General features: G+C 47.3%; 24 protein-coding genes. 4 read left to right on the top strand and 20 right to left on the bottom strand.

Annotated features, from left to right (window positions below; genetic code table 11):
- Positions 1-28: 28 nt before the first annotated feature.
- The 5 genes from TRNA_RS26535 to TRNA_RS26515 form a co-directional block, all read right to left on the bottom strand.
- Positions 29-1,657 (bottom strand): pyridoxal phosphate-dependent decarboxylase family protein, encoded by a 1,629-nt coding sequence (locus TRNA_RS26535; RefSeq protein ID WP_003180118.1) that lies wholly within the window; start codon positions 1,655-1,657, stop codon positions 29-31.
- Between the two features lie 21 nt (positions 1,658-1,678).
- Complete coding sequence (locus TRNA_RS26530; protein ID WP_011197688.1) at positions 1,679-3,037, bottom strand: sodium-dependent transporter; 1,359 nt, start codon at positions 3,035-3,037, stop codon at positions 1,679-1,681.
- Positions 3,038-3,175: 138 nt separating this feature from the next.
- Entirely contained in the window at positions 3,176-4,045 is an 870-nt protein-coding gene (locus tag TRNA_RS26525; protein ID WP_009328981.1) for an SDR family oxidoreductase, read from the bottom strand.
- Between the two features lie 78 nt (positions 4,046-4,123).
- The gene (locus TRNA_RS26520) at positions 4,124-5,188 is read right to left on the bottom strand and encodes a PQQ-dependent sugar dehydrogenase (RefSeq protein WP_003180115.1); all 1,065 of its coding nucleotides are present in this window, start codon (positions 5,186-5,188) and stop codon (positions 4,124-4,126) included.
- 122 nt (positions 5,189-5,310) lie between these two features.
- A complete protein-coding gene (locus tag TRNA_RS26515; protein ID WP_003180113.1) occupies positions 5,311-6,402 on the bottom strand; it encodes a citrate synthase/methylcitrate synthase in 1,092 nt (363 codons plus the stop codon).
- Positions 6,403-6,512: 110 nt separating this feature from the next.
- Here TRNA_RS26515 and TRNA_RS26510 point away from each other — a divergent pair, with 110 nt between their 5' ends.
- On the top strand, positions 6,513-7,391 hold the full coding sequence (locus TRNA_RS26510; protein WP_011197687.1) for a LysR family transcriptional regulator: 879 nt from the start codon (positions 6,513-6,515) through the stop codon (positions 7,389-7,391).
- A 47-nt stretch (positions 7,392-7,438) separates the two neighbouring features.
- Here TRNA_RS26510 and TRNA_RS26505 read toward each other — a convergent pair whose 3' ends face one another.
- The 3 genes from TRNA_RS26505 to hmpA all read right to left on the bottom strand — a co-directional run bounded on the left by TRNA_RS26505 (position 7,439) and on the right by hmpA (position 11,615).
- Positions 7,439-8,272 carry a LysM peptidoglycan-binding domain-containing protein gene (locus tag TRNA_RS26505; protein WP_003180111.1) on the bottom strand — a complete coding sequence of 278 codons (834 nt, stop codon included), beginning with the start codon at positions 8,270-8,272 and terminating at the stop codon, positions 7,439-7,441.
- Between the two features lie 414 nt (positions 8,273-8,686).
- Positions 8,687-10,096, bottom strand: a complete 1,410-nt coding sequence (locus tag TRNA_RS26500) for a SpoVR family protein (RefSeq protein ID WP_003180109.1) — start codon at positions 10,094-10,096, stop codon at positions 8,687-8,689.
- Positions 10,097-10,400: 304 nt separating this feature from the next.
- Complete coding sequence (gene hmpA / locus TRNA_RS26495) at positions 10,401-11,615, bottom strand: NO-inducible flavohemoprotein (RefSeq protein WP_003180106.1); 1,215 nt, start codon at positions 11,613-11,615, stop codon at positions 10,401-10,403.
- A 257-nt stretch (positions 11,616-11,872) separates the two neighbouring features.
- Between hmpA and nsrR the strand changes: the two genes are divergently transcribed.
- Positions 11,873-12,304 carry a nitric oxide-sensing transcriptional repressor NsrR gene (gene nsrR / locus TRNA_RS26490; protein ID WP_003180105.1) on the top strand — a complete coding sequence of 144 codons (432 nt, stop codon included), beginning with the start codon at positions 11,873-11,875 and terminating at the stop codon, positions 12,302-12,304.
- 30 nt (positions 12,305-12,334) lie between these two features.
- On the opposite strand, the gene TRNA_RS26485 is transcribed toward nsrR, so the two are convergent.
- Entirely contained in the window at positions 12,335-12,655 is a 321-nt protein-coding gene (locus TRNA_RS26485; RefSeq protein WP_011197686.1) for a YqzG/YhdC family protein, read from the bottom strand.
- A gap of 202 nt (positions 12,656-12,857) precedes the next feature.
- Here TRNA_RS26485 and TRNA_RS26480 point away from each other — a divergent pair, with 202 nt between their 5' ends.
- The gene (locus TRNA_RS26480) at positions 12,858-13,106 is read left to right on the top strand and encodes a YhdB family protein (protein WP_003180102.1); all 249 of its coding nucleotides are present in this window, start codon (positions 12,858-12,860) and stop codon (positions 13,104-13,106) included.
- Positions 13,107-13,135: 29 nt separating this feature from the next.
- On the opposite strand, the gene TRNA_RS26475 is transcribed toward TRNA_RS26480, so the two are convergent.
- The 10 genes from TRNA_RS26475 to TRNA_RS26430 form a co-directional block, all read right to left on the bottom strand.
- On the bottom strand, positions 13,136-13,654 hold the full coding sequence (locus TRNA_RS26475; protein ID WP_003180101.1) for an NADPH-dependent FMN reductase: 519 nt from the start codon (positions 13,652-13,654) through the stop codon (positions 13,136-13,138).
- Positions 13,655-13,658: 4 nt separating this feature from the next.
- Entirely contained in the window at positions 13,659-14,312 is a 654-nt protein-coding gene (locus TRNA_RS26470) for a response regulator (protein ID WP_003180099.1), read from the bottom strand.
- Positions 14,300-15,448, bottom strand: coding sequence for a GAF domain-containing sensor histidine kinase (locus tag TRNA_RS26465; protein WP_003180097.1), 1,149 nt, complete (start codon positions 15,446-15,448; stop codon positions 14,300-14,302). The genes TRNA_RS26470 and TRNA_RS26465 overlap by 13 nt, the downstream gene beginning before the upstream one ends.
- Positions 15,449-15,567: 119 nt before the next feature.
- The gene (locus TRNA_RS26460; RefSeq protein WP_003180095.1) at positions 15,568-15,765 is read right to left on the bottom strand and encodes a helix-turn-helix transcriptional regulator; all 198 of its coding nucleotides are present in this window, start codon (positions 15,763-15,765) and stop codon (positions 15,568-15,570) included.
- A gap of 21 nt (positions 15,766-15,786) precedes the next feature.
- Positions 15,787-16,245, bottom strand: a complete 459-nt coding sequence (locus TRNA_RS26455) for a DUF6773 family protein (protein ID WP_003180094.1) — start codon at positions 16,243-16,245, stop codon at positions 15,787-15,789.
- A 121-nt stretch (positions 16,246-16,366) separates the two neighbouring features.
- Positions 16,367-18,115, bottom strand: coding sequence for a phospho-sugar mutase (locus TRNA_RS26450; protein WP_003180092.1), 1,749 nt, complete (start codon positions 18,113-18,115; stop codon positions 16,367-16,369).
- Positions 18,116-18,299: 184 nt separating this feature from the next.
- Entirely contained in the window at positions 18,300-19,967 is a 1,668-nt protein-coding gene (gene glpD, locus TRNA_RS26445) for a glycerol-3-phosphate dehydrogenase (RefSeq protein ID WP_009328987.1), read from the bottom strand.
- 146 nt (positions 19,968-20,113) lie between these two features.
- Entirely contained in the window at positions 20,114-21,604 is a 1,491-nt protein-coding gene (gene glpK / locus TRNA_RS26440) for a glycerol kinase GlpK (RefSeq protein WP_003180088.1), read from the bottom strand.
- A gap of 42 nt (positions 21,605-21,646) precedes the next feature.
- Positions 21,647-22,462 carry an MIP/aquaporin family protein gene (locus TRNA_RS26435; RefSeq protein ID WP_003180086.1) on the bottom strand — a complete coding sequence of 272 codons (816 nt, stop codon included), beginning with the start codon at positions 22,460-22,462 and terminating at the stop codon, positions 21,647-21,649.
- 229 nt (positions 22,463-22,691) lie between these two features.
- The gene (locus TRNA_RS26430; protein WP_003180084.1) at positions 22,692-23,249 is read right to left on the bottom strand and encodes a glycerol-3-phosphate responsive antiterminator; all 558 of its coding nucleotides are present in this window, start codon (positions 23,247-23,249) and stop codon (positions 22,692-22,694) included.
- 176 nt (positions 23,250-23,425) lie between these two features.
- Here TRNA_RS26430 and TRNA_RS26425 point away from each other — a divergent pair, with 176 nt between their 5' ends.
- Positions 23,426-24,418: a quinone oxidoreductase family protein gene (locus tag TRNA_RS26425; protein WP_003180082.1), complete on the top strand. Its 993-nt coding sequence runs from the start codon at positions 23,426-23,428 to the stop codon at positions 24,416-24,418.
- 106 nt (positions 24,419-24,524) lie between these two features.
- Here TRNA_RS26425 and TRNA_RS26420 read toward each other — a convergent pair whose 3' ends face one another.
- Positions 24,525-25,436, bottom strand: coding sequence for an AEC family transporter (locus TRNA_RS26420; protein WP_003180080.1), 912 nt, complete (start codon positions 25,434-25,436; stop codon positions 24,525-24,527).
- Positions 25,437-25,495 lie beyond the last annotated feature (59 nt).

Raw genomic sequence — 25,495 nt, 5'->3', positions numbered from 1 at the left:
GGGAGGTTCAAACCTCCTGTTCTTTATTTTATCCAGCCGCTACATCCGACGTTTCAACATGCGCTTTTAAAAAGGCGATATATTGATCAGTTGTATCAACCGTCGTGTAAGGCGAGACACTGTAGAATTTCTGGACATAAAGCGGCACTGGCAAACGGCTGTCAGCAGGATAAACGTATGTTTGCTTTTTCGTGCTGCCGAAATAGGTGTGACTGCGGTACCTTCCCAATGTTTCGGCGATTTTCTCATTGTATTTGTTAATATTCCGCACTTCTTCCTCCGTGATGGCGCCGCTGATTTCTTCGTGATAGCGGACATTTCCCGGATAGAAGCGGAATGTCGTCACAGGTGATACATCATTGGTGACGGCTGCATTCGGAAAAGCCTGCAGCAGTTTTTTTCGAAACGCCAGGTTAACCCTGATGTAATTGGCCAAGATCTCCTGGTAGCCTTCGATTCCAAATGCGAGCAGAGAAGCATAAATCGGTATGCTGCTTCCCATTCGCGAACACTCTAGCGTATAGCTCGTATGATAGCTGCCAAACCCTCTGTTGCCGACATAAGGCGTCTCATCCGGATCCAAATCAACAGCCTGCAATGCCTTGCGGTTTTTCACCAAGAAAAGGCTTGTGATATACGGCGTTTGTCCGAGTTTATGAAAATCAAAGACCAAGCTGTCCGCCAGGTGCAAATGCTGAAAATGTTGTTTGTAGCGGGCAAGCGTCTCAAGCACCTCATCTTCAATATGCAGCGGATTGCCGGAGAAATCGTATCCGTTAAAAAAGCTGTACATCCCGCCCATCGCCGTATCGGCATGAATATAAACAGGCGGCAAACCGTATGCGGCCTCTATTTCTTCAGTCACGTTCTTGATTCCGGCCAAATCATCGATGCCAAATGCGTCGGTTGTGCCAAGCGTTGCCAATACATAAATCGGATGTCCGCCTTTTTCAATCACGGCTTGCATTTTTTCCCGCAAATCGGCCAGATCCATCGAATGATCGTGATTCGTCTTGACCTTGATCAAATGGTCCGTCCCGATTCCGGAAGCTTCCATCGACTTATAAAGGCTGAAATGCGAAAGCTCTGAACAGAACGCGTACAGATGATGCGGCGTTCCTTGCTGATTCGCTTCAGGGTACGCGTTTGCGATCGCCAGCCTGAGCGACTGAAAAACGGCTCCCTGCCCGCCCCAGGTTGTAAAACCGCCGCTCTTGTGCCTGTCATAGCCGACAATATCAGAAAGCATCGCCGTGATCTGCACTTCCGTCCTGGCTGCAGCCGTGCCGTCGACATCCCATAAATTGTTTCCGTTTAAAAGAACCATTAAAAGATTCCCGGCGATGCTGGCGTTGTTCGGCAGAGGCGTCGCGTTGGCCACATAATGCCTGTTTAAAAAGCGGTGGCCGTCAAGCAATTTCAATAGCTCTTCAACGCTTTTTTCCGCCCCGAAGCCTTTTTCCGGCAAGACGGCCTCTTCAATGACGCTTTGATAGTAGTCAGATGAAACTTCAGACTCGCGGCCAAGCGTCAGCCGGCCGGGATCCTTCAGCCTGTCCATTCCGGCCAATACCGCTTCAAGCAATGCCAGCAGCTGATACCGCGCCTCGTGATTGCCATCCTCGCTCGGAAACATCTGTTGAAAGTCTAACACCATATTCACCCATCTCCTGATCTTTTAAAATGAAAACACTCCGATTAAATTTAAAAAAACAAGTACAATCGCAAGCGGAACAAGGAAACGAAGAAGATAAAACCACACGATAAAAAAGCCTTTCCCCGCTTTTGATCCGCTTTTCATCTCTTCATATAGATCGTGTTTGGACAATTTCAGCGGAATAAAAATGGAGATAAAGAGCGCGCCAAGCGGCATCAAAATATTGCTGACGACATAATCCGCCGCATCAAAAAACGTCTTCTTAAAAATGAACGGCTCATCAAGCATCCCGTAAGACAAGCAGGAAGGAATGCCGACGGCAAAAATCAAAAGGCCGATCGTCCACGTCCATTTTCCCCTTTTCGTTTGGTCGCCTTTTGTAATGGCCGCAACAATGATCTCGATCATCGAAAAAGCCGAAGTCAAGGCGGCGAATAAAAAGGCCGTCAAAAATCCGATAAAAAACAGCATCCCGAATGGAAGCCGGTCAAAAACTGCCGGCAGAACCGCAAATAATAAAGTCGGCCCCTGATCCGGCTGAAGGCCGAATGAAAAGACGGCCGGAAAAATCGCCAAGCCGGCAAGCAGCGTGACGGCAAGGTTCATGATCACGATCGACAGCGCCGACTTCGGAAGGTTTTGTGACTTTGACAAATAGGAGCTGTACGTCACCATCACAGATACGCCAAGCGTCAGTGTAAAGAAAGCTTGTCCGAGCGCAAAAAGAATCGCCTGCGGCGTCAGGCTGCCAAAATCGGGCACAAGCAGAAAACGCACGCCGTCGATCGCATGCTCAAGCGTCAGAGCCCTTAAAACGAGCGCAATAAATAAAATAAATAATAGCGGCATCATAATCGAACTGACGCGCTCGATTCCTTTTTGCACACCTTTCGCCACGACGAGGATCGTCATGATGATAAACGCAAGCTGCGCTGCCAGTGTCTGCAGCGGATCTTGGATGATCGAACCGAATAGCTCCCCGTATCCGGCCTGCGTGAGACCCGACAATGAACCGGTTACTGCTTTAATGATATAAAGCAAAATCCAGCCGCCGATCACGCTGTAAAACGACAGGACAAGGAAGCAGGCGGCGATTCCGATCCAGCCTGTGATCACCCAAGGCGTCCCTGGCGCTATTTTTTGATAGGTGCCGATAGCGTCCGATTGGCTTTTTCGGCCTAATACAAATTCCCCCAAAAGCAGGGGGTATCCCAGCAGTATCGTAAATAGGACAAACACAAGGAAAAATGCGCCTCCCCCGCTCGTTCCCGCCACATAGGGAAACTTCCAAATCGCTCCCAGACCGATGGCGGACCCCGCGGCGGCGAGAACAAATCCAAGTTTGGATGCCCACTTTGCTGTCATTCTGCGGTCGCTCATTCATACACATCCTTTCTCTTTCTGTTTCTATTATCTCTTACGGGGCAGCTTTTTTGAAAGTGGTCTTTCAAATTCTTATTTTTCCGAAAAAACAAACAGAAAAAAACCGGCTGCCTTACAATAAGCAGCCGGTTGGGATTATGTCGTCACATATCTTCCGCCGTTGATGTGGATCGTCTGTCCTGTCATATAAGAGGAGTCGTCTGAAGCGAGCAGAACATACACTGCAGCGTGTTCAGAAGGCTGTCCGGGCCTTCCCATCGGCGTATCTGTGCCGTGTTTTTCCGTTTTTTCCGGCGGAAAAGTAGCCGGAATAAGCGGCGTCCAAATGGGACCCGGCGCTACAGCGTTGACGCGTATTCCTTTTTTGACAAGGGATGCAGCCATCGAACGGGTAAACGCGACAATCGCGCCCTTTGTGCTCGAATAGTCAATCAGCGCCGGACTGCCTTCATACGCCGTGATCGATGCGGTATTGATGATCGCGCTGCCTTCCCCTAAATGCGGGAGCGCGGCTTTTGTCATATGGAACATGGAGAAAATATTCGTTCTAAACGTTCTTTCAAGCTGTTCGGTCGAAATATCTTCTATCCCTTTTTGCGGATGCTGTTCTGCAGCATTGTTCACGAGAATGTCAAGCCCGCCAAAGTGATTCACCGTTTTTTCGACAGATGATTTGCAATGCGCCTCATCACCGACATCTCCGGGAATCAAGAGGCATTCTGCTCCTTCCTGTTCGATTCGCTCTTTCGTTTCCTCGGCATCCTTGTGTTCATCCAAGTACATGACGGCAATGTCGGCACCTTCTTTGGCGTATGCAATGGCGGCCGCTCTGCCGATTCCGCTGTCTCCTCCGGTAATAATCGCTGTTTTTCCTTTTAATTTGCCGCTTCCTTTGTAGTCGCGGTCTTCCGAGAGCGGAAGGGGCACCATCTTGTGCTCAGCACCGGGTTGTTTTTCTTGTTTTTGCGCTTTCTGTCCATCTGTCTGTCTGTTTGCCGGATTCATTTGTCTCACCTCTTCACCATTGTTTAGTGCTCAGTTACCACGATTCCGGCATCCTTAAACGCAAACGGGCGAGACAGGTTACTTGTCAGGCAGAGGTACGCGGATGAGCCGATCGTCTGTCTGTTTTTTTTCGCCTCTTCCGTCGCCATTGTTCGTAATGAAATACAGATCATCGCCGATCACTTTCACATCTCTGATTCTGCCGTATCCGCCAAGCCACTTGACTACTTTGGCTTCCGCCGGATCGACCTGGAAAACACCCTCTCCCCGCAGCCCGGCCATATAGAGGACGTCCCCTTTCTGTGCTAAACCGGATGGCGCCCGCGTTTTTTCTCCCGAATGTATGAGCGGCGCCTTCATTCCCTGCTTCTCATCGCTTTCTTCAATCACCGGCCAGCCATAATTGGCTCCGGGTTCTATTTTATTTACTTCATCATGTCCAGACTGCCCGTGTTCGGAGCTGTAAAGCTGTCGGCCGATCCATGCGAGGCCTTGCGGATTCCGGTGCCCGAAACTGTATACATAAGACGAGCTAAAGGGCTGATCAGCCGGTATCGTACCATCAAGCTCCATCCTTAGAATCACACCCGCCATCTTTTCAGGCTGCTGGGCCCATTCCCTTTCCCCTGCATCGCCTGTCGTGATGTACAGCTTTTGATCGGGCCCGATCGCCATCCGGCCGCCGTTATGAATCGCGCCTCCAGGCAAATCGGCAAGCAGTTCATCCGTTTCTGTCCAAGTGAGGCGGTCAAGCGTCAATTTTACGATCCGGTTTTTCAGATGGCTCCCGTCTTTGTATGTATGATAAACGTACGCCTCCTGACTGTTTCTAAAATCCGGATGGAGTACAAATCCGAGCAGCCCGCCCTCCCCTTCTTGATGAACGGGCTTTTTCAGCTGAAGCTGCATGCGCTCCTTTTTGCCGTCAGCAATGGACACAATTCCCCCGTTTCTTTCCGTAATGTAAAAGGTCTCGCCAGTATGAGCGATCGTCCAAGGCACATCCAGGCGATCTGCGATGACTTCGGCGCCGCTTCCGCCTTCTTTCGCGCTTGTCGCTTCATATTCAGCATCAAAATCCCGGCCTTCCGTGCATGCACCTAGAAAAAACAGCATGATCAACATCAGGAATCCTTTTTTCATCGTCTCCCCCTTAAAGGACTTTCTTGATGAATACATTCAAGAGCACCGGCATGATTCCCTACTAAACATTCAAAAAATCCTATTAAAAAACACGCGCTTCGATGAGAAGGCGTGTGTCCGCATTACTGTGAGACCAATTCTCCGACATATTTAGCCGATGGCCTGAAAATCATGTTGTTGTCAGCCTGCTCAAGCACATGGGCGCACCAGCCGACCATTCTCGCTGCCGAAAAAGTAGGGGTGAACAATGCGGCATCAAAATCGATCGCCTTCATCACAGCGGCTGCGTAAAATTCGACATTCGTATAAAGCTTGCGGCCCGGCTTGTATTCTTCCAAAAGGCGGATCGCCGTATTTTCAACATGAAGAGCAAGGTCGATATCCCTGTCGCCCCCGGCAATTTCCTCGGCTTTCACCCTTAAAGCCTTCGCTCTCGGATCATGCGTTTTATAGACGCGGTGTCCAAATCCCATCAGTCTCTCGCCTTTTTCAAGCTTTTCTCTTATATAGCTTTCAGCGTGCTGTTTTTCCCCGATGCCTTCCAGCATATCCGTCACCGCAGACGGCGCTCCGCCGTGCAAAGGTCCTTTCATCGTGCCAAGTGCAGATGTGACGGCAGAAACAAGATCGGATTCCGTAGACACCGTAACCCTTGCCGAAAAGGTTGAAGCGTTCATGCCATGTTCCATCGCAAGAATCATGTACGTTTCAAGCGCTTTTTTCTGAGCTTCTGTCGGACGCTTTCCTTTCAGCATGTAAAAATAATTTTCCACAAAACCTAGCTCATCCAGCGGCTGAACAGGCTCTTCTCCATCAGCCAGCCTCTTTCTGAACGCGATAATTGACGGGACGGCCGCAATCAGCCTGAGGGCCTGCTCCATTGTCGGCTTGAACGCAAACGATATGTCCCCGAATGAAGAGACGGCCGTGCGCAGAACCGCCATATCGTCTAATTCGGCCGGAAGACTGCGGATCAATCGCTCGCATGCTTCTGGAAGCACACGAAATGAAGCGAGCAGCTCATTGAATCTGCTGAGTTCAGCTTCCGTCGGAAATGCCCCGTTGAGAATCAGGTAAGCGACTTCTTCAAATGTGGACGAAAGCGCCAGTTCATCAGCATTGTACCCTCTGTAGATCAGCTTTCCTTTTTCACCGTCAATGCGGCTGATGGCTGTTTCAACACAAGTAATCCCTTTTAACCCATGATAAACCATATCAATTCCTCCTTTTTCCTTTGTAAATATTATTATAGTTGATATAATATTTAAAAAATATTGAATTATATTGATGTCTTTGATTAATAAAATTAATCAGGAGGACTGCAATGGATTTTAAATGGCTTCATACCTTTGTCACTGCCGCAAAATACGAAAATTTCAGAAAGACGGCGGAAACCTTATTTATTTCTCAGCCGACCGTCACCGTCCAAATTAAACTGCTTGAAGAAGAACTCGGGTGCCAGCTGTTCACCCGCAAAGGAAGAAGCATTCATTTAACGAAAGAAGGACGGGCTTACCTTCCTTTTGCCCTTCGCCTGTTGGAAGACTATGAATCGAGCATGGCAGAGCTTCACAGAATCAGACAAGGCTACTCACAGACATTGAACTTAGCGGTTTCGCCGCTTATCGCCGATACGATTCTCCCATTTGTATTAAAAAAATACACAGCGCTGCATCCGAATTCGGAGATCAAAGTAAAGATCGCCGAATCAGCTGAAATCGCTCCCCTGATTTCAGCTGGCCATGCAGATATCGGACTAAGCTGCTTAAACGTGCAATCGTCAAACCTGAACTGCTATTCCATGTACAGCGATCCCGTGATTTTGGTTGCCCCTCATGACGGCCGCGCTGCAGAACAAGCGCCGCCGCTCGATGTCGAGGATTTGCTTGAAGAATATTTGCTGTTGACCCACAATCACCCTGAATACTGGGACGACCTCGTCAGGCAGCTGAGGATCAAGTTTCCGTTTGTCAGAACGATGCTCGTAAGCCAGGCGCATATTACGAAACGATTTATTTCAGAAGGACTCGGTATATCATTTTTGCCGCTGTCGACTGTGCGCCGCGAGCTGATGGAAGGAAGATTAATAGAGGTGCCGTGCGATTTCATGAAGCTTCCCGTTGCAGGGGGATATGCGATTAGTCTGAAAGATAATGAGAAGGTCGAGCACTTTTTGGCGTTTTTAGCCGAGTTCCGTTTCTAAACGGAAAAAACCCGTTCATCATGATGAACGGGCTTGTCCCTGCAACATTAGAAGCGTTTTGCTCCAAGATAGCGGGGCTTCCAATAGCTGTTTGTCATATCGCTGATCGTTACGCCGTCAGAACCGGCATGAACGAATTGATTGTTTCCGATGTAAACCCCCATATGCGAAGGTCCCGGCTGATATGTCGTGAAGAATACGAAATCGCCTACTGCCGGGCTTGATACGCTCTTCATTGAATTCCAGTATCCGACTGTATTCGTTCTCGCTACATTTGTCTGTTTGTTGAGGATGTACCAGACAAACCCGCTGCAGTCAAATCCTGATGTAGATGTTCCGCCCCATTTATAAGGCGTTCCGATAAGGGCTTTTGCATCAGAAACAAGTTTTGACGTATTCAGCGTTGAAGATTTCTGCGCAGGTGCGCTTGTTTTGCTTGTCCCGCTTGATGCGGAAGGCTTGGTTGTTGATGCTGCTTTTACGCTTTTCGTCCCTTTGACTTTTAATACTTGTCCAATCCGGATTAAATCTGTTTTTAAACCGTTCAGAGTTTTCAGTTCGTTAACAGTCATGCCGTATGTCCGCGAAATTTTCCAAAGGCTGTCTCCTTTGACCACTTTATGCGTAGCTGATGAAACTTTCGACGCTTTTGCAGACGAAGAACTGCTTCCATTGATCGACAGCCTCTGTCCTATGTAAATGATATCGGATTTCAGCTTGTTTTCCTGTTTAATCTTGCTGACAGTTGTGCCATACTTCTTCGAAAAACCCCATAACGTGTCTCCTTTTTTCACCGTTATGGTTTGCGCGGAAGCGGCTCCCGCAAACAAAGTCGATCCTAAAACAACCGCTGATGCTGCTGTTATTACTTGTTTTTTCATGTTGTCCTCCCAATAGCAGAATATTTTATATTTTCAAAGGCGAAAATTAGCAGTTTCATTTTTTTGAGAACGGCTGCTTCAGCCCTTCCTCTGCTTCTATTATAAGGAGGGAATTCCATCAGGTATAGTCTTGACTTACTATGTCAAATTCCTTAATTATTCGTTTTCAAAAAAAGTTTTTAAGGGTAGATAATATTTCATTTACATTTCAAAGGTAACTTAAATACTACATTTTTACGCTTTCCGGCAGCTAAAATTACAATTTTAGAAATATCATTAAATACTTTATTTTACATTTTTATAATGAAGTCGTAAAACTGGGCAAACGTGCATTAATTTGGCATTTCTTTTGAAAGGACGGACGAGTTGAAATCGTTGCGCTTTAAAAGAAAAAAGGCTGCCAAAATGCAGCCTTTATAAATATCTGCGGTGGACAGCCTTTCCATCATAGGAAAACATGACGGGTTTATCTTCGAGCACGGTCTCGACATGCACGCTTCTTCCCCATAGCTGGTGGAGGTAAGGCAGAACTTTTTCAAGATACTTCAAATCGAGTTCGATCCCTTCATACCAATGCTTGATGTATAATTCATTGTTCTTTAAGTAATCTCCGTCCTCAACTGTCAAATAAGGAAATCCTCCGTTGACTCTCATGCTGACAAGCTGATCGCGCACAGCCTCCCAATCCTTGTCGACGATTTTATAATCCCTTCCCTGTTTTTGAAACAAGTAGAGGTCTTCCCGCATCACAAGATCCTTCGTTAAATAGTTCCTGATAAATGAAATGTCTGATTCGATCTCCCTGACTTCAAATATTTTTTCTCTCCCAGAGTTCGGCTCTACCCCCATCTTTTTCATGTCTTCTGTCGGGTTGTTGTAGCGCTCCTCTATGTCCTCAAATATTTTCAATCCGAGATAATAAGGATTGATTCCCGTTTTGGACGGCTGAACCACTCCCGCGTTCAGCTTGGCGAATTCGATCGCTTCACTTGATGTCAGATCAAGCTCACGGATGATTCGCTGATGCCAATAGGACGCCCAGCCTTCATTCATGATTTTCGTTTCAAGCTGCGGCCAGAAATACAGCATTTCCTCTCTCATCATCGTTAAAATATCGCGCTGCCAAGGCTCCAGCTCCCGCGAATGCTCTTCTATGAACAGCAGAATGTCTTTTTCCGGTTTCGGCGGAAACTTTTTTTTCGTCCTTTTCTTCTTCTCTTTCGATCCTTTATGATCCAGTTCCCAGAGGTCGTCATAAGGAGTGGCCGGCGCGCCGGTTTCTTCTTCCTCTTCATCATCTACGCTCCACGACAGCTTCGGCCTCACGAGCGAAGGGTCAATGTGTTCTTCAATCGCCAGCACCGCATCGAGAAATGCTTCGACTTCTTTTGAACCGTGTACCGTTTCATAATGTTTAATCCGCTCTGCTGTCGCCGACATGCTTTCAACCATATCGCGCTTCGTATTTTGAAAACGGCAGTTATTTTTAAAGAAATCACAATGAGCAAGGACGTGTGCGACAATCAGCTTATTTTGAATCAATGAATTGCTGTCCAGCAAAAACGCATAACACGGATCTGAATTAATGACAAGCTCATATATTTTGCTCAAGCCAAAGTCATAGTGAAGCTTCATTTTGTGAAATTGCTTTCCGAAACTCCAATGGCTGTATCTTGTCGGCATCCCGTATGCACCGAATGTATAAATAATTTCAGCAGGACAAATCTCATATCTCATCGGGTAAAAATCAAGGCCGAATCCTTCCGCGATTTCCGTAATTTCTTCAATCGCCCGCTGCAGCTCTTTTTGCTCCCGTATGCTCAATACTCAAATCCCCCCCGGTTGGACTTCTCTTTATTGTATGAGCCGGGTTTTGAAAAGATGAAAGGCAGCTGTCGGATTGACAGCTGCCTTAGATTGCTGACAAAATCCCAAAACAGCTCTTAGTTTTGGGATTTTGTCATCCTTCTTTCAGCGTGATTGAAAACCCTTGCAGTCTAGGAAGGCCGAGCATCGGAGCGGAGCGAATGTTGGAATTCGTGAGCACCGACGCGCAGGACTGACAACGCATGCGAGGGTTTGTCGACACGCTGAGGCAGCTGTCGGTTTGACAGCTGCCTTCTTGAGGTTAGTTCGCTATTTGCATATCAAGAGATGAAGCAAAGCTCTCATAGCGGATGTTTTCCATCGAAACGCCAAGGTTTTGCAATCCTTCAATCACGCTTTTCATAAATGAAAGCGGACCGCATACATAAAATTCGCCATTTGGATCTATCACGACCGATTTCAAAAGCTCTTCATTCACCCGGCCTTTTACAGTATGCTCTTCCGTCGCTTCAGCACCTCTGCTGTAGACGAACAGGAGACGGTTCGCCGGATTGGCGCCGAGCAGCTTCTCCGTTTCTTCCTTGAAAGCGTGATGCCGTTCAGTTTTCGCGGCATGCACGAATGTGATCTCGCGGCGGCTTTCTTTTTGAGCCAACGTTTGCACCATGCTCATGACAGGCGTGATGCCTGATCCGGCGCTAATGAAATAAACCGGACGATCCGTTCCTTCGGAAAGTGTGAAATCTCCGGCGGGAGCGCTCACTTCCAAGCTGCCGCCGATTTCCATGTTCTCATGCAGATAGCTTGATACCTTTCCCACCGGTTGGCCTTCCTCCGCTTCCAATTTGACTGAAATGCGGTAGTAGTCTTTATTCCAAGCATCTGACAAGCTGTACTGCCTTGTTAAGAAATATGGTTCGCCCGGAATTTTAATGCAGACAGATACGTACTGTCCGGGGCTGAAAGCGGGCAAAGCCGTTCCATCGGCGGGCTTCAAATAAAAGGAGGTTATCGTATCGGATTCGACTCGTTTATCCATGATGACAAACGGTTTAAACCCTTCCCAATTTCCATCCTGCTTTTTGTCTTCCTCATACATTTGTTTTTCGACTTCAATAAATACACGGGCGATCTCTTCATAGGCTTCTGCCCATGCCTGGAGAATGTCCTCTGTCGCAGCTTCGCCGAGCACGATTTCAATTGCTTCCAAAAGGTGCTGACCGACAATAGGATAGTGCTCTGGTTTCACATGCAAACTTTTGTGTTTATGTCCGATCTGCTTGACAACCGGCAGCAGGTCTTCGAGCCGGTCGATGTTTTCAGCCGCCTGCAGCACAGTAAAAGCCAAAGCTTTCGGCTGTCCGCCGGTTTGCTGTCGGGACATGTTGAAAATGTTTTTCAATTCAGGGTGGGCATCAAACATCCGCTTGTAAAAACAAGTGGTGATCTCTGTTCCCTTTTCTTTTAAAACAGGGGCGGTCGATTTGACAATTTGCATGGTTTTTTCAGATAGCATAACGCCTGCTCCTCTCCAGTCACTTTAAAAATGTATTTGAAATACATCTTTAAAGGTGCAATAAGATCTTTTTTAAATAGGACTGTTACTTTTGATTAAAGATGTATTTTAGATACATCTTTATACTAGACTTTTAATGGAATTAAAGCAATATTATCAATGAATGTTTTATATTTTTGTAACAATTTCCGCTCGACCCTCATAATCGAAGGCAAATGTGATAAGATAATGGAAACTTGTTTGATTGAGGTCATGCGATGAAATTAACAAATTATACGGATTACTCATTGAGGGTACTGATTTTTCTAGCAACCAAAAACTCAAACGAGCTTGTCAATATTAAAGACATCGCCGATTCTTATTCCATTTCAAAAAACCACCTTATGAAGGTGATTTACGAGCTTGGCAAGCTTGGCTACGTTGAAACGATCCGCGGCCGCAACGGCGGGATTCGTCTCGGAAAAGCGCCTGAACTGATTAATATCGGTGAAGTCATAAGACATACAGAAGATGATTTTAACCTTGTCGAGTGTTTTAACGGAGAAAAAAACCATTGTATACTTTCTCCGATCTGCGGATTAAAGCATGTTTTAAACAAAGCCCTTTCCGCCTATTTGGACGTATTGGACCAATACACTCTGCAAGATATTATCATGAATCAGGACCATATACGTAAATTATTGAGTTGACGAAGGAAACGGTTTCCTTCGTTTTTTTTGCTATAAGGGAAAAATATTGACATTGATGATCGCATTGGTCACCGGATGAAAATACACCTCGGCGTGCGCCGAAAATGATTTGCCTTCTTGATTGACGGTTACCCTGAAGACATCCTTTGTCTCTTCATCATTTACTTGTGTGCGCCCTAAATATTCATAATCCTCGAGCTTTGCGCCTTTGTATTTTTCTTCAAGCGCGCTCCAGGCGATTCTTTCCCACCGTTCAGGTGCATCGAAAACATCTGTTTGAAAGTGGCCTTTCGCCGGGAATGATAAAAGTGTTAATATGCAAAAAAAGTACGTGCAATATCGTTTTTTCATTTCTATTCGCTCCGCATGTATTGTACATACGTTAGCTTGACCGTAAACGGCGAATGTCATGCAGACATTTTTCGCGGTCTGCATATACCATCCTCATATTTCTAGGCCGCCAAACAAGGGAGACCAAGTTTTGCCCGGAGAAAAAAACACCCCGCCACATAAAATAAGCATGACTCCTCAGAAAGAATGGAGAGTGGCGAAATTGAATTACGCTGATTATGACAAAGCTTTGTACTATACGCACCGGTCGCAGTGGGACAACCTGCTGATCCTGATGGTGCGGACAGAAGACGATTTATTATCAAAGCGGATCGAACATTTTTTGCACGCCTACAATTTTGAAAGAGATGACGCCATTGTCGAAAAAAGGCTTTATGATCTGCTGCAGTATATTGATCACGCCTCATTTTCCGGACATGAACACGAAAACGGCGTGCTTGTCTTTACGTAAAATAAAATAAGCCTGGCGCTCTGTCGGCGTCAGGCTTTTTGAAATTCGGCAAAGAGCAGAAGCTCTTCCATTACATTTTTAATATTGGCTTTGGCTGCTTCAGTAACCGTTTGGTGCTCCTCATCAATATGAATCGGATCGAGCACAAGCTGCTTTGTGATGACGTTCGCATAAACTCCGCGTGCGACAATGCGCATATTGGCGAGCGCGTTCATCCCGCCTTTGCCGCCCCCTGCACAAGCAAAAAGCGCCACCGGTTTGCCCGAGAACTGCTCATTGCTTAAAAAATCGAGTGCATTTTTCAAAGCGCCGCTCATACCGCTGTGGTATTCGGGAGATAATAAAACGACAGCGTCTGCTTCTTTGACCGAAGCTTTCAATTTTTGAACATTCTCCAGCGAGCTTTGCTCTTCGTCTCCGTTGAAAATCGGAAGGATGAACTCGCTTAGATCGATAAGCTCAGCCTGATAAGCGCGGGCGATATAGGAAGCGGCGATCCGCGTTCTGCCCTGTTTTCTCGCAGTTCCGCTAATTACGGTTATTTTCATTTGGTCATCCTCTCCCGTCATTTTGTTGTAGTCCGTGTTTTACTGCAAAAAGCGCGGCTTGCGTGCGATCGGATAAGCCAAGCTTTGAAAGCAGATTGGATACATGGGTTTTTACCGTTTTTTCGCTGATAAATAAAGATGCTGCAATTTCTTTATTGCTTTTCCCTTTCGTAATTTCCAATAAAACATCTTTTTCTCTATTTGTCAATTGATGTATTTTTTCTTTCTCATCCGCCTGTGACACATGGTGAAAGACGTGGGACATGATGTTCGGATCCAATGAGTATCTCCCGCCATAAACTGCGCGGATCGTCTCGACAAGTTCATCAGGCTCGGCGTCTTTCAGCTGATAGGCACAGGCTCCCGCCTGGATGGCGGGAATCACATAGCTCTCGTCCGCATAGCTTGTCAGCGCTATGACTTTGACAGACGGATATTCCTTTTTTATTCGCTTTGTCGCCTCAATGCCGTCCATATCAGGCATTGATAAATCCATTAATACGATGTCTGCCTCACGTTTTCGCAAGACATCGAGCGCCTCGATACCTGTCGAAGCCTCTCCGATAACATCAAAATCGCTTTTTGTTTTGAAGAAAAACAAGAGCCCTTTTCTGACAATATGATGATCATCGGCAATGATGATTTTCACCTTCTCCATCCTGCCTCCCCCTTCTCCTTCATAGGCAAAACCGCCCGGATTTTTGTCCCCTTACCGATTGCGGAGGTGATCAAAAGCGTGCCGCCCGCTTTTTCCGTCCGCTCCTTCATTCCTTTCAGCCCAAGCGTCGGAATGTCCACATTAGGATCGTACTGAAACCCTTTGCCGTCATCTTCGATTTCCAAGACGGCAGACGACTGGAATACATTGATTTTCACTTGTATGCGGCTTGCACCGGCATGCTTTTTGCAATTGTTGAGGGCTTCCTGGCTCAGCCGCCACATCAATTCCTCAACAGAAGGGGGCAGACGGAGCACATCGCTGAGCTTGAAGATTACTTGAAGGCCGAGCACTTCCGCATATTTTTCAAGAGCCGCCGCTAACCCTTCTTCCAGCCCCTGGGGCCTGAGCTGCCAAATTAACGCCCGCATCTCAAGAAGCGCTTCATGAGAAAGATTTTGCATAAACTCGAGCATTTCCCTGATTTCCGGCTGGTCTGTCATTTCCCCCGCCGCTTTAGCGGTCAAGCTGAGCGAAAAAAGCATTTGATTAACGGAATCATGCAAGTCCTGAGCCAATCTGTTTCTTTCGGTCAGCAGCAGGTGTTTTTGCTGTTGTTCAGCAAGCCTCATCCGTTTGATCGCCATCCCGATTTGCAGAGCAACAGCTTCGAGGAGCGCCAGTTCCCCGCGGCTGAAATGAATTTTGCCCGGTGCCGCAACGTTCAGCAAACCGAACCGCTTCTTTTGGTCACTGAGCGGGACGGTTGCATGATGGGTGATGCCTTCCGGATCTCCTGTCTTCTGTTTCATGGCCGTCGTAATCCGCCGGCAGTGGATGATATTTTTCGCCCTGTCCAGCTTTTCGTCCCTGTATTGTTCAAGACAGTAGCAGCTTCCTTCGCATAGTAAACGGTTTTGCCGGTAAGAAAGGGCTTGAGGCAGGCGGGCCGAAGCAGCCAGTTCAAAGCTCCCCTTTTCATCGATCAGAAAAAGCCATGCCGTTTTGAGTCCCGTTAGGCGGAGCAGCTTCTTTAAAACGGCATGGAGCGTTTCCTTTAGATCGTTCCCTTCGTTTAAAGTTTCCGCTATTTCTTTGAGCGTTTTCAGTTTTTCAAACTGTGTGTCTTCCCGCAAAAGTTTCATCCCCTTAAACCGGAGTTTCTTTCATTATACCGATAGTTGATAAAAAAAAGCCCGCCCTCATGAGATGATCTTTTCTAAGACTTTTGACCGAGAAAGGGCAAAGCTCATCCTTAGGCTTTTTCTTCCCAAAACAAATCGTCAAGCGTTTTGTCTAATGCCTTTGCGATCGCGATGCAGAGCTGCAATGTCGGATTGTATTTATTTTTTTCGATCAGCCCGATCGTCTGCCTTGTCACATTGACCCGCTCGGCGAGCTGGGCTTGTGTCAAAGACTTTTCGATCCGGGCGAGTTTGACCCGGTTAACCATATGCTCACCTGCCGTTTTGATTTAATCATCTAATAGATCTTGATTTTTCCGAAAGGAATTGCGCAACGAGATAAAGTTGATCAGAAAATGAAGGAATGCAAACAACATCACCATACCAATAAAGTCAACCCAACTGCCGGGATGCTCTGGTATGCCGGTAAAGAGAAGCGTTAAAATAGCAAATATGAGGCCGGAAGCGAGGCTGAGGGCTGCGATTTCTTTTCTTTTTTTCCGATACGCCGATTGGCCTGCGATCTCCGGATATTCAAATCCCGACAAAAGATAGCGGAGCAAAATCCAGCCTGCATAGACCGCAAAACCGATGGCACTGATGATGTATTCGGATGCAGGTTTTCCTAAAATAAAGCCGCGGATGATCATATCCAAACATAAAATGGCAGCGACAATCGTACCGGCTTCGCTGAAAAATTGCGTCATTTTCTTTTCTATGTATTCATCCCCGATTTTGATCCATTTCATATCAGTCATTCTCTCCTTTCAATATGCAATTTATATATGACCTAATGTTAAATATATATTACATCATTCATCGTCTCTTCACAATAAAAAAACCCGCCATTTAAAGGCGGGTTTTCAGCGATTACGAATTTGAGGTCGCTTTTACAATATCGTCGATTTTTTTCATCACTTCGTCTGTCAATTGATTGAGAAGCGCTTCGCTTTCTTCATTGGTTCGGCCTTTGACCGCGAAATAAAATTTCACTTTAGGCTCTGTTCCTGATGGACGGAGGCAGAACCATGAGCCGTCTTCAAGGAAATATTTCAAAACATTGGATTTCGGAAGGTCGATCGTTTCCCTTTTGTTTTCCTTTAGCAGCGTCCGCTTCCCTGTCAAATAGTCTTCGGCGGATACGACATCTTTTCCGGCGATGGAAAGAGGCGGCTGTTCTCTGAATGTGCTGAGGATGGCTGCGATTTGCTCCGCTCCCTCTTTTCCTTTTAAGGTCAGGGACTTCAAGCCTTCTCTATAGAAGCCGAACGATTTATACAATTCGAGGAGCCCGTCATAAAGCGATTTTCCCTGCTTTTTATAGAAGGCGCATACTTCAACGGCAAGCAGTGCGGCCTGGACGGCATCCTTGTCCCTTGCGAAGTCGCCGATCAAGTAGCCGTAGCTTTCCTCATAACCGAATTGGAAAGCATATTCGCCCGATGCTTCAAATTGTTTGATTTTTTCTCCGATGAATTTAAAGCCGGTCAGCGTGTCGATCGTGTCCAGTCCGAAAGAAGCGGCGATGTCGCGCCCCATTTCGCTCGTCACAATCGTTTTCAGAACGACGCCGTTATCAGGCAGCATGCCTTTCTGCTGTTTTTGCGACAGCAGATAATGCAGGAGCAGCGCGCCGGTTTGATTTCCTGTCAGCACTACGTAGCGGCCTTCTTGATCCTTTACAGCGACGCCGAGCCGGTCTGCGTCTGGATCGGTTCCGATCAGAATGTCGGCTCCATTTTCTTCTCCTAGTCTGATCGCATATTCAAAAGCGGCGTGCTCTTCCGGATTCGGAGAAGATACGGTCGAAAAGTCAGGGTCAGGGAGCTCCTGTTCGGGGACGACTGTGACATGTTCATACCCGAGAGCTTTCAGGCCCCGTCTGACAGACTTGTTTGCCGTGCCGTGAAGCGGGGTGAAGATGACTTTGACTTCGGTCTCCTTTGCCAGATCAGGGTTGACAGAAATCGATGTCAGTTTATCGAGATACGCTTGATCGATTTCCTCGCCGATTATTTTAATCAGCCCTTTTTCGGTTAAAGCAGCTTCATCTCCGGCTTCGATTTCCAGTTCGTTTTCTATCGCATTGACATAGCCGGTGAGTTTGTCGGCATCAGCAGGCGGAAGCTGCGCGCCGTCCTCTCCGTACACTTTATAGCCGTTGTATTCAGGCGGGTTATGGCTCGCCGTGATGACAATACCTGCAAACGCATTCAGTTCTCTTACCGCAAAGGAAAGTTCAGGTGTCGGGCGCAGTTCGTCAAACACGTACGTTTGAACGCCGTTTTCTGCGAGCGTCTTAGCAGCTTCCATTGCAAATTCAGGCGATTTGTGGCGGGAATCGTACGCGATCACAACGCCGCGCTTTTTTGCTTCGCCGCCGTTCGCTCCTATGTATGCGGCAAGGCCCGCCGATGCTTTGCGAACCGTATAAACGTTCATGCGGTTCGGGCCCGGTCCGATCTCACCGCGCATACCGGCTGTACCAAACTCAAGTTTTTTATAAAAGCAATCCTCTAGTTCTTTTTCATTTCCTTCCGCTTCCAAAAGAAGCGCTTTTAATTCGGAATCTAAGTTTTCTTTGTTTCTCCAGCGTTCATAGCTCGTTCTCCAGCTCATGATTACCTCCAATGTTCTAGCTAAGTAATTGCAGCTTTTCTTTTATCATATCGACAAACCGCCGCTTTGTCCAAATTTAGCATGCCAAATGAAAAAAATGAGGCTGCCTGTTCAAGACAGCCTCACGCCGGGCCATTCGATTGATTATTAACGAAAATTCACCAAGGTTATTTGACCTAATAAATCATTTGCTTTCCAGCGGGACAACAGCATCGTGTAGTAGTCCTTCCAATGCCTTGACATGCCGGGCCTTCGTTTCGCCATCCCAGTTCAGCTTCTCGCTCATGTAGTCCGTAAGGCTCTCTTTGTAAGTGCGGACCCAATTGATGTCAAAGAACAGCGCACCGGTTCTGCGGACGAAGAAGTCTGCCGGGACGGCTGCCATTTCTTCCTCGATCCCGTAATCCATTTCTGCTAGTACATGGACAGGGATGCGGCGTTTTGCTGCTTCATCTTTCAGCGATGGAATACGATCAAACAGGCGGTCTGCGTTCGAACCGTATCGTGCGGCGATTTGTTTGGCCGTCTCTTCGGACAGTCCGGCCTCAATCCCTTCGGCTGCTTTCGCTTGAATAAAAGCCTCCAGATTTTTGGAGCCGCCGATATGGCCGCCTGAAATCGGCATCGTTTTTGTTCTGCAAGGCCCGAAGTCTCTGTCGCCCTCTTCTTTTAATCGGTCTCTGACAAGATCGACGATATGCTCAGCCATTTTTCTGTAGCCTGTCAGCTTTCCGCCGGCGATCGTGATCAGTCCGGATTCAGAAGTCCAGATCTCATCTTTTCGGGAAATCTCGGACGGGTCTTTTCCTTCTTCATGAATCAGCGGTCTGAGGCCAGCCCAGCTTGATTCGACATCTTCGGCTTTGATTCCAAGTTCAGGGAACATATAGTTGATTGCATTGATGACATAATCCCTGTCTGCTGTCGTCATTCGAGGGTGTTCCAAATTCTCGTTGTAGACGGTGTCTGTTGTGCCGACATATGCCTTTCCGTCTCTCGGAATGGCGAACACCATGCGGCCGTCAGGCGTATCAAAATAAACGGCTTGTTTTAAAGGAAAGACCGATTGATCAAAAACAAGATGCACGCCTTTTGTATGCTGAAGGTGTTTGCCTTCTTTTGAATGGTCTTTTTCCCGCAGACGGTCGACCCACGGCCCCGCGGCATTGACAATTTTTTTCGCGTAGACGCGGTACGTTTTTTTCGTGAAGACGTCTTCAATGACCACGCCGGTGACCTTGCCGTTTTCATATATAAAATCGCTTACTTTTGCATAATTGACGGCCTCGGCTCCGAATTTAACGGCTTCTTTCATGACTTCGATCGTCAATCTGGCATCATCCGTCCGGTATTCGACATAATAGCCGCCGCCCTTCAGGCCGTTCTTTTTCACGAGCGGCTCTTTTTGAAGCGTTTCTTCGGCAGTCAGCATGCTCCTCCGCTCAGCTTTTTTGACGCCTGCCAAAAAGTCGTACACCCTCAGTCCGATTGAAGTGCTGAATTTGCCGAAAGTCCCTCCCTTATGCATCGGAAGCAGCATCCATTCGGGCGTTGTAACGTGCGGCCCGTTTTCATAGACGATCGCCCGCTCTTTGCCGACCTCGGCTACCATTTTCACTTCAAATTGCTTTAAATAGCGAAGCCCGCCGTGTACAAGTTTCGTGGAACGGCTTGACGTTCCGGCTGCAAAGTCCTGCATTTCGCAAAGCGCCGTTTTCATTCCGCGCGATGCGGCATCCAATGCCGTCCCTGCCCCAGTAATACCTCCGCCGATAATAAACACGTCATACTTCTGCTTTGTCATATTCTGTAAAATGTCGTCCCGTTTACGGCTTGAAAATAATGATTCCATGTTTCATGTCCTCCCTTGTTGTCACGGTAAAAAATAGAAAAAGAGACCACAAACATCCAAAGCGCTGATACTGCTTTGGTGTCTGCGGTCTCTCCTCTTCTCCAACCGTTTCTATTAACTTAATTAGATTGTAACATACATGCAGCTTATTTAAAAGCCCTAGCTGCATTTACAGCTTTCTTCCACCCGTTGTACAGGCTCTCACGCTCTTTTTCTTCCATTTTCGGTTCAAAACGTTTGTCAAGCTGCCACTGGTCTTTGATCTCGGAACGATCGCTCCAGAAGCCGACAGCAAGGCCCGCTAAATAGGCTGAACCAAGCGCTGTTGTTTCATTGATTTCAGGACGTTCTACAGGGACATCTAAAATGTCGCCCTGAAAATCCATCAGGAAGTTGTTTTTGACAGCTCCGCCGTCGACTCTCAGCGTTTTAACCGGGATCCCGGAGTCTTCCTTCATTGCGTCCAGCACGTCTTTCGTTTGATAGGCAAGCGCTTCAAGCGTTGCTCTGATAAAATGCTCTTTCGTCGTACCCCGGGTCAGTCCGAATACAGCGCCGCGGACATCGCTGTCCCAATAAGGCGTGCCTAAACCTACAAATGCAGGGACCACATAAACACCATCGGCAGATTCTGCTCTTACAGCGTATTTTTCACTTTCTTTGGCGTCTTTAAACATTCTCAGCCCATCACGCAGCCATTGAATAGCGGAACCCGCGACGAAGACGCTGCCTTCCAGCGCATATTCCACCTTTCCGTCGATGCCCCAAGCGATTGTCGTCAGCAGGCCGTGCTCTGATTTAATCGCTTTCTCGCCGGTGTTCATCAGCATAAAGCAGCCTGTTCCATACGTGTTCTTAACCATTCCTTCTTCAAAGCAAGCCTGCCCGAACAATGCTGCCTGCTGGTCGCCGGCTGCACCTGCAATCGGAATGTTTTTGCCGAAGAAATGATAATCGACCGTTTCAGCGTATACATGCGATGAAGGCTTGACTTCCGGAAGCATCGATTTCGGCACGCCGAGAATATCGAGAAGTTCATCATCCCATTTTAGGTCATAGATGTTGAACATCAATGTTCTTGAGGCGTTTGAATAATCTGTCACATGCGCTTTTCCGCCGGACATTTTCCAGATCAGCCAAGAATCGATCGTACCGAAGAGAAGGTCGCCGTTTTCGGCTTTCTCCCTTGCCCCTTCCACATGATCCAGGATCCATTTCACTTTCGTGCCTGAAAAATAAGGATCGATTAAAAGCCCTGTTTTTTCTCTGATCGTCTCTTCATAGCCTTTCTCTTTTAATTCCTGGCATATCTCAGCCGATTGGCGGGACTGCCACACAATCGCGTTGTAGACCGGTTTGCCGGTATGTTTATCCCAAACCACGGTCGTTTCCCGCTGGTTTGTGATCCCGATTCCGGCAATTTGTCCGGCTTCGATCCCCGATTCTGAAAGCGCTGAAGCGATCACCGACAGAACAGAGCCCCAGATTTCGTTTGCATTGTGTTCAACCCAGCCAGGGTTTGGAAAATATTGCCGGAATTCCTTTTGCGCAATATGGACGATTTCGCCTGCTTTGTTGAAAACAATCGCCCTTGTGCTTGTGGTGCCTTGATCAAGAGACAAAATGTACTTTTCCATTTTGAAACTCCCCCTTATATGTCTGTTAAGATTGCGTTTTTTTTAAATGTTGACCGATTGATCAACTGCTTGTTTTTTCATATGAATATAGAAACCTAACAATATCACAACTAGTATAACGCTTACAATCCAAAATGTGTTTGTGATATGCCCTTTGAATACGGCGTTGTAAAAAACGCCTGCAAATGAACCGCCAAGCGCCGGTCCTAAAACAGGGATCCACGCGTACTTCCAGTTTGAACTCCCTTTGCCTGCAATCGGAAGGACAAAATGGGCAATTCTCGGCCCCAGATCGCGGGCAGGGTTAATCGCATAGCCTGTTGTTCCGCCGAGCGAGATACCGATCGCCACGATCAGAAATCCGACAACAAGAGGATTCAGTCCGTCAGTAAACTTGTTTGCACCGATCGTTAAAAGTCCGAGAACGAGAATAAAAGTCCCCAATGTTTCACTGAACAGGTTTGCAAATGTATTTGGAATCGCCGGACCTGTCGAAAATACTCCAAGCTTCGCGCCTTGATCCTCGGTTTCTTTCCAGTGCGGCAAGTAGTGAAGAAAAACGAGCACCGCTCCTAAAAATGCGCCGATCATCTGTCCCAAAATATATGAAGGCACTTCTTCCCAAGGAAAATCTCCGACAAATGCCAGCCCCAATGTAACGGCCGGATTTAAATGCGCTCCGCTGATGCCGCCGACGGCATATACCGCCATGGCCACGCCAAGCCCCCAGCCGAAGACGATCACAATCCATCCGGATTGATGGGACAGCGATTTTTTCAAATTAACTCCTGCACAAACTCCAGCTCCAAAGACGATGAGCAGCATCGTTCCGATAACTTCCCCCCAAAATGCTGTCAAGGCTATCCCTCCTAAAATCTATTATGAAGTATTATTCTAATAGATGAACGCCATAAGTTCACCTTCTCCACTGTGTCTAAAAGACCATAAAAAAACACAGCAAACTTTCTTTACATCATACTGAGTAAAGAACTGCTGTGGTCTCCGGGTCTCCGTCACAATGTATTAACTTAGTAAGATCGTATCGTATAGTGAAAGCGTTGTCAATAATTTTTCACATTTTAAATTTTTAGTTCCAGTATTTTTTCCATAAATCAGTGTCTGAGGTGGTGACTGCGGACGCCCCTGCTGCAAGCGCCTGCTCGACGTCTTTTTCGGTACGGATAAACCCGCCCGCAAAGATCGGAATGCCGGTTATTTCTTTGACTTCCCTGATCAATTCCGGCACTACTCCGGGAAGCACTTCTATATAGTCGGGTCTGTGCTTTTTCACCAATTCAATGCTCTTCTTCATGGCGCTTGTGTCTATTAAAAACATGCGCTGGATCGCATACACTTTCTTCTGCTTTGCTTTGGCGATAACGCTTGATCTCGTAGAAAGAATGCCCGCCGGTTTCATTTCCTGGCAAATGAATTCCGCACCGTATTCATCATGCTTAATTCCTTGGATCAGATCGACGTGAACAAACATTTTTTTCCCATGGGATCTTGCCGCGCTGATCACGCCTCCCAGCTGTCCAAGATGGATGTCAAGCAGCACCCCGTATGAAAAAGGGCTGTCCAGGAATGTATCGAACTGCTTCATATTGCGTACCGCAGGTAAAATATTTTGATCGTGAAAACTCATGTTCCATCTCCTTCACTTGCTAGCTTGCTTCTGTATTACACTAATGGAATTTCCGCCTCATTGCAATCCTTTATAAAACAGAAGGCCTCTAAGCGGCCCCGGGCAAATCATTTTACATTTACCTTCATTCATGTCCATAATTTAACACAACCAACTCGAATGGGGGGAATTTTTTTATGAAAGCGATCATCCATGAAGGAATCAAGGGCCTTTCAGGGCTGAAATATACAGACGTTTCCGACAAAACGCCCGGCCCCGGTGAAGTCAAAATCAGGCTGAAAGCAGCCGGGCTGAACCACCGCGACTTGTTCCTTTTTCAGTCCAGAAAGGCAGGCGATGCCCCGTTTATTCCCGGATCCGACGGAGCAGGTATGATCGAAGAGACAGGTGAAGGCGTTCGGGACCTCGCCGTTCATACAGAGGTGATCATCAATCCGAGCATCGGCTGGGAATATACGGATTCCGTTCCGCAAGTGCCGGACATTCTCGGCGGCCCCTCTGACGGGACTTTCGCAGAGCATGTCATCGTCCCGGCGAAGCACGTGTTGAAAAAGCCGGCGCACCTTTCCTGGGAGGAAGCAGGCGTCCTGCCTTTATCCGCTCTGACCGCTTACAGGGCTTTATTTACGAAAGGACATTTAGAAAAAGGCGAACACATTCTCATACCGGGAGCCGGCGGAGGCGTCGCCACAAATGCGCTGCTCATGGCAAAGGCCGCGGGCGCGCGGGTGATTGTAACCTCCCGAAGCGAAGAAAAAAGAAAAGAAGCGCTCCGCTATGGGGCGGACTTCGCAATTGACAGCCGCGGCCTGTGGAAGGAAAGCTTGGATGGGGAACGGGTCGATTTAATTCTCGACAGCATCGGTCCCGCCACTTTTGCAAATTATTTCGATGTCATTAAACCGAACGGAAGGATCGTCATTTTCGGTGCCAGCTCTGGAGAAAGTATCCAGCTTCCGCTGCGCTCGCTCTTTTTCCCGCAGATCAGCATCATCGGCACTTCGATGGGCAGCCTCGAAGAATTTCGGCAAATGATTGATTTTATCGAACGCCATTCCCTTAAGCCGGTGATCGATCAAGTATTTCCTTTATCAGAAGCGGTTCCGGCCTTTAAACGGATGAAAGACGGGGAGCAGTTTGGAAATATCGCATTGCAAATAGACGGGTAAACTCAGGAAACGGCGGCTTCCCTTGTCATCAGCCGCCGTTTTTTAAGCGGTGCAAGCTTCCCTTTGTTATCGCCAGAAAAAAGGCCGCCTGAAAGAAAAATTCAGGTCAGCCCCATAATGAAAGCAGCCACAGCACCACCGGAAGGGTGGCGATGCTGAGCATTGTACTGATAAAAGTCGCGCTTGAAACGATTTCCGGCTTTGTTTCAAACTGTACGGCCATCAAAGTCGTGTTCGCCGCCGTCGGCATGGCCGCCGCCAACACCATGATCTGTTTGACCAGCCCGTCGACCGGAAGAATCAGCGCAAACCCCAGGGCAATGAGCGGAGACACGAATAATTTCAGCAAAAGCGAGTAAGAAATTTTCCGGTATTCGATATGTTGAAAGGAAATCACCGCAAGCTGCATGCCGAGAATAATCATAATCGTCGGAATCGCGGCATCTCCCACCAATTTAATTCCTGTCATTAACTGTTCGGGAATCGAAATATGCCCCAGCTGAAAGCATATGCCGAGCAGCGCACCGTATGCGACCGGCATCCGGATAACCCTCGTCATCACGATTTTAAATCCGCCCGCTTCTGGGCTTCCTTTCGCTGCGTAATACATGCCAATCGTGCTCATGACAAGCTGCTGAAGAACCATCAGCACAACGGCGATATCAAGCCCGGCCGTGCCGTAGACAAGCAGGACGACGGGAGTTCCGTAGTTTCCGTTATTCATGAAAGCGGATGATAAAACGAGAGCGCACCGCTCCTGATTGGAATATCCGTGAACATATGAAATGAGGTAGACAAATAGAATCAAAGTTAAACAGAGGCCGAGACAATAGACAGACATATAAATATAATCCATCGTCAGCTTGTTCTCATAAAACGTATCAAACGCTAAAAACGGAGACATTAAATACAGGGACATTTTCGATAGGTTCTGAATATCAAAATGAAGCAGCTTTTGTCCGATGAACCCGATCGCAAATATCCCGAAAACCGGCAGTAAAACAAACAGAAACTCCATGATGCACCTTCTTTTTATGTATAACCGTTCTCATTAATACTATCAATCATATAGAAAAA

Source organism: Bacillus licheniformis DSM 13 = ATCC 14580 (assembly GCF_000011645.1).
Taxonomy (GTDB): Bacteria; Bacillota; Bacilli; order Bacillales; family Bacillaceae; genus Bacillus; species Bacillus licheniformis.
The sequence above is the reverse complement of the archived record's forward strand: the minus strand, read 5'-3'. Positions and strand labels throughout refer to the sequence as shown.

Coding starts and splice junctions, on each gene's coding strand:
- TRNA_RS26535 (WP_003180118.1), bottom strand. CDS start 1,657: ATGGTGTTAGACTTTCAACAGATGTTTCCGAGCGAGGATGGCAATCAC.
- TRNA_RS26530 (WP_011197688.1), bottom strand. CDS start 3,037: ATGAGCGACCGCAGAATGACAGCAAAGTGGGCATCCAAACTTGGATTT.
- TRNA_RS26525 (WP_009328981.1), bottom strand. CDS start 4,045: ATGAATCCGGCAAACAGACAGACAGATGGACAGAAAGCGCAAAAACAA.
- TRNA_RS26520 (WP_003180115.1), bottom strand. CDS start 5,188: ATGAAAAAAGGATTCCTGATGTTGATCATGCTGTTTTTTCTAGGTGCA.
- TRNA_RS26515 (WP_003180113.1), bottom strand. CDS start 6,402: ATGGTTTATCATGGGTTAAAAGGGATTACTTGTGTTGAAACAGCCATC.
- TRNA_RS26510 (WP_011197687.1), top strand. CDS start 6,513: ATGGATTTTAAATGGCTTCATACCTTTGTCACTGCCGCAAAATACGAA.
- TRNA_RS26505 (WP_003180111.1), bottom strand. CDS start 8,272: ATGAAAAAACAAGTAATAACAGCAGCATCAGCGGTTGTTTTAGGATCG.
- hmpA (WP_003180106.1), bottom strand. CDS start 11,615: ATGCTATCTGAAAAAACCATGCAAATTGTCAAATCGACCGCCCCTGTT.
- nsrR (WP_003180105.1), top strand. CDS start 11,873: ATGAAATTAACAAATTATACGGATTACTCATTGAGGGTACTGATTTTT.
- TRNA_RS26485 (WP_011197686.1), bottom strand. CDS start 12,655: ATGAAAAAACGATATTGCACGTACTTTTTTTGCATATTAACACTTTTA.
- TRNA_RS26475 (WP_003180101.1), bottom strand. CDS start 13,654: ATGAAAATAACCGTAATTAGCGGAACTGCGAGAAAACAGGGCAGAACG.
- TRNA_RS26470 (WP_003180099.1), bottom strand. CDS start 14,312: ATGGAGAAGGTGAAAATCATCATTGCCGATGATCATCATATTGTCAGA.
- TRNA_RS26460 (WP_003180095.1), bottom strand. CDS start 15,765: ATGGTTAACCGGGTCAAACTCGCCCGGATCGAAAAGTCTTTGACACAA.
- TRNA_RS26455 (WP_003180094.1), bottom strand. CDS start 16,245: ATGAAATGGATCAAAATCGGGGATGAATACATAGAAAAGAAAATGACG.
- TRNA_RS26450 (WP_003180092.1), bottom strand. CDS start 18,115: ATGAGCTGGAGAACGAGCTATGAACGCTGGAGAAACAAAGAAAACTTA.
- glpD (WP_009328987.1), bottom strand. CDS start 19,967: ATGGAATCATTATTTTCAAGCCGTAAACGGGACGACATTTTACAGAAT.
- glpK (WP_003180088.1), bottom strand. CDS start 21,604: ATGGAAAAGTACATTTTGTCTCTTGATCAAGGCACCACAAGCACAAGG.
- TRNA_RS26430 (WP_003180084.1), bottom strand. CDS start 23,249: ATGAGTTTTCACGATCAAAATATTTTACCTGCGGTACGCAATATGAAG.
- TRNA_RS26425 (WP_003180082.1), top strand. CDS start 23,426: ATGAAAGCGATCATCCATGAAGGAATCAAGGGCCTTTCAGGGCTGAAA.
- TRNA_RS26420 (WP_003180080.1), bottom strand. CDS start 25,436: ATGGAGTTTCTGTTTGTTTTACTGCCGGTTTTCGGGATATTTGCGATC.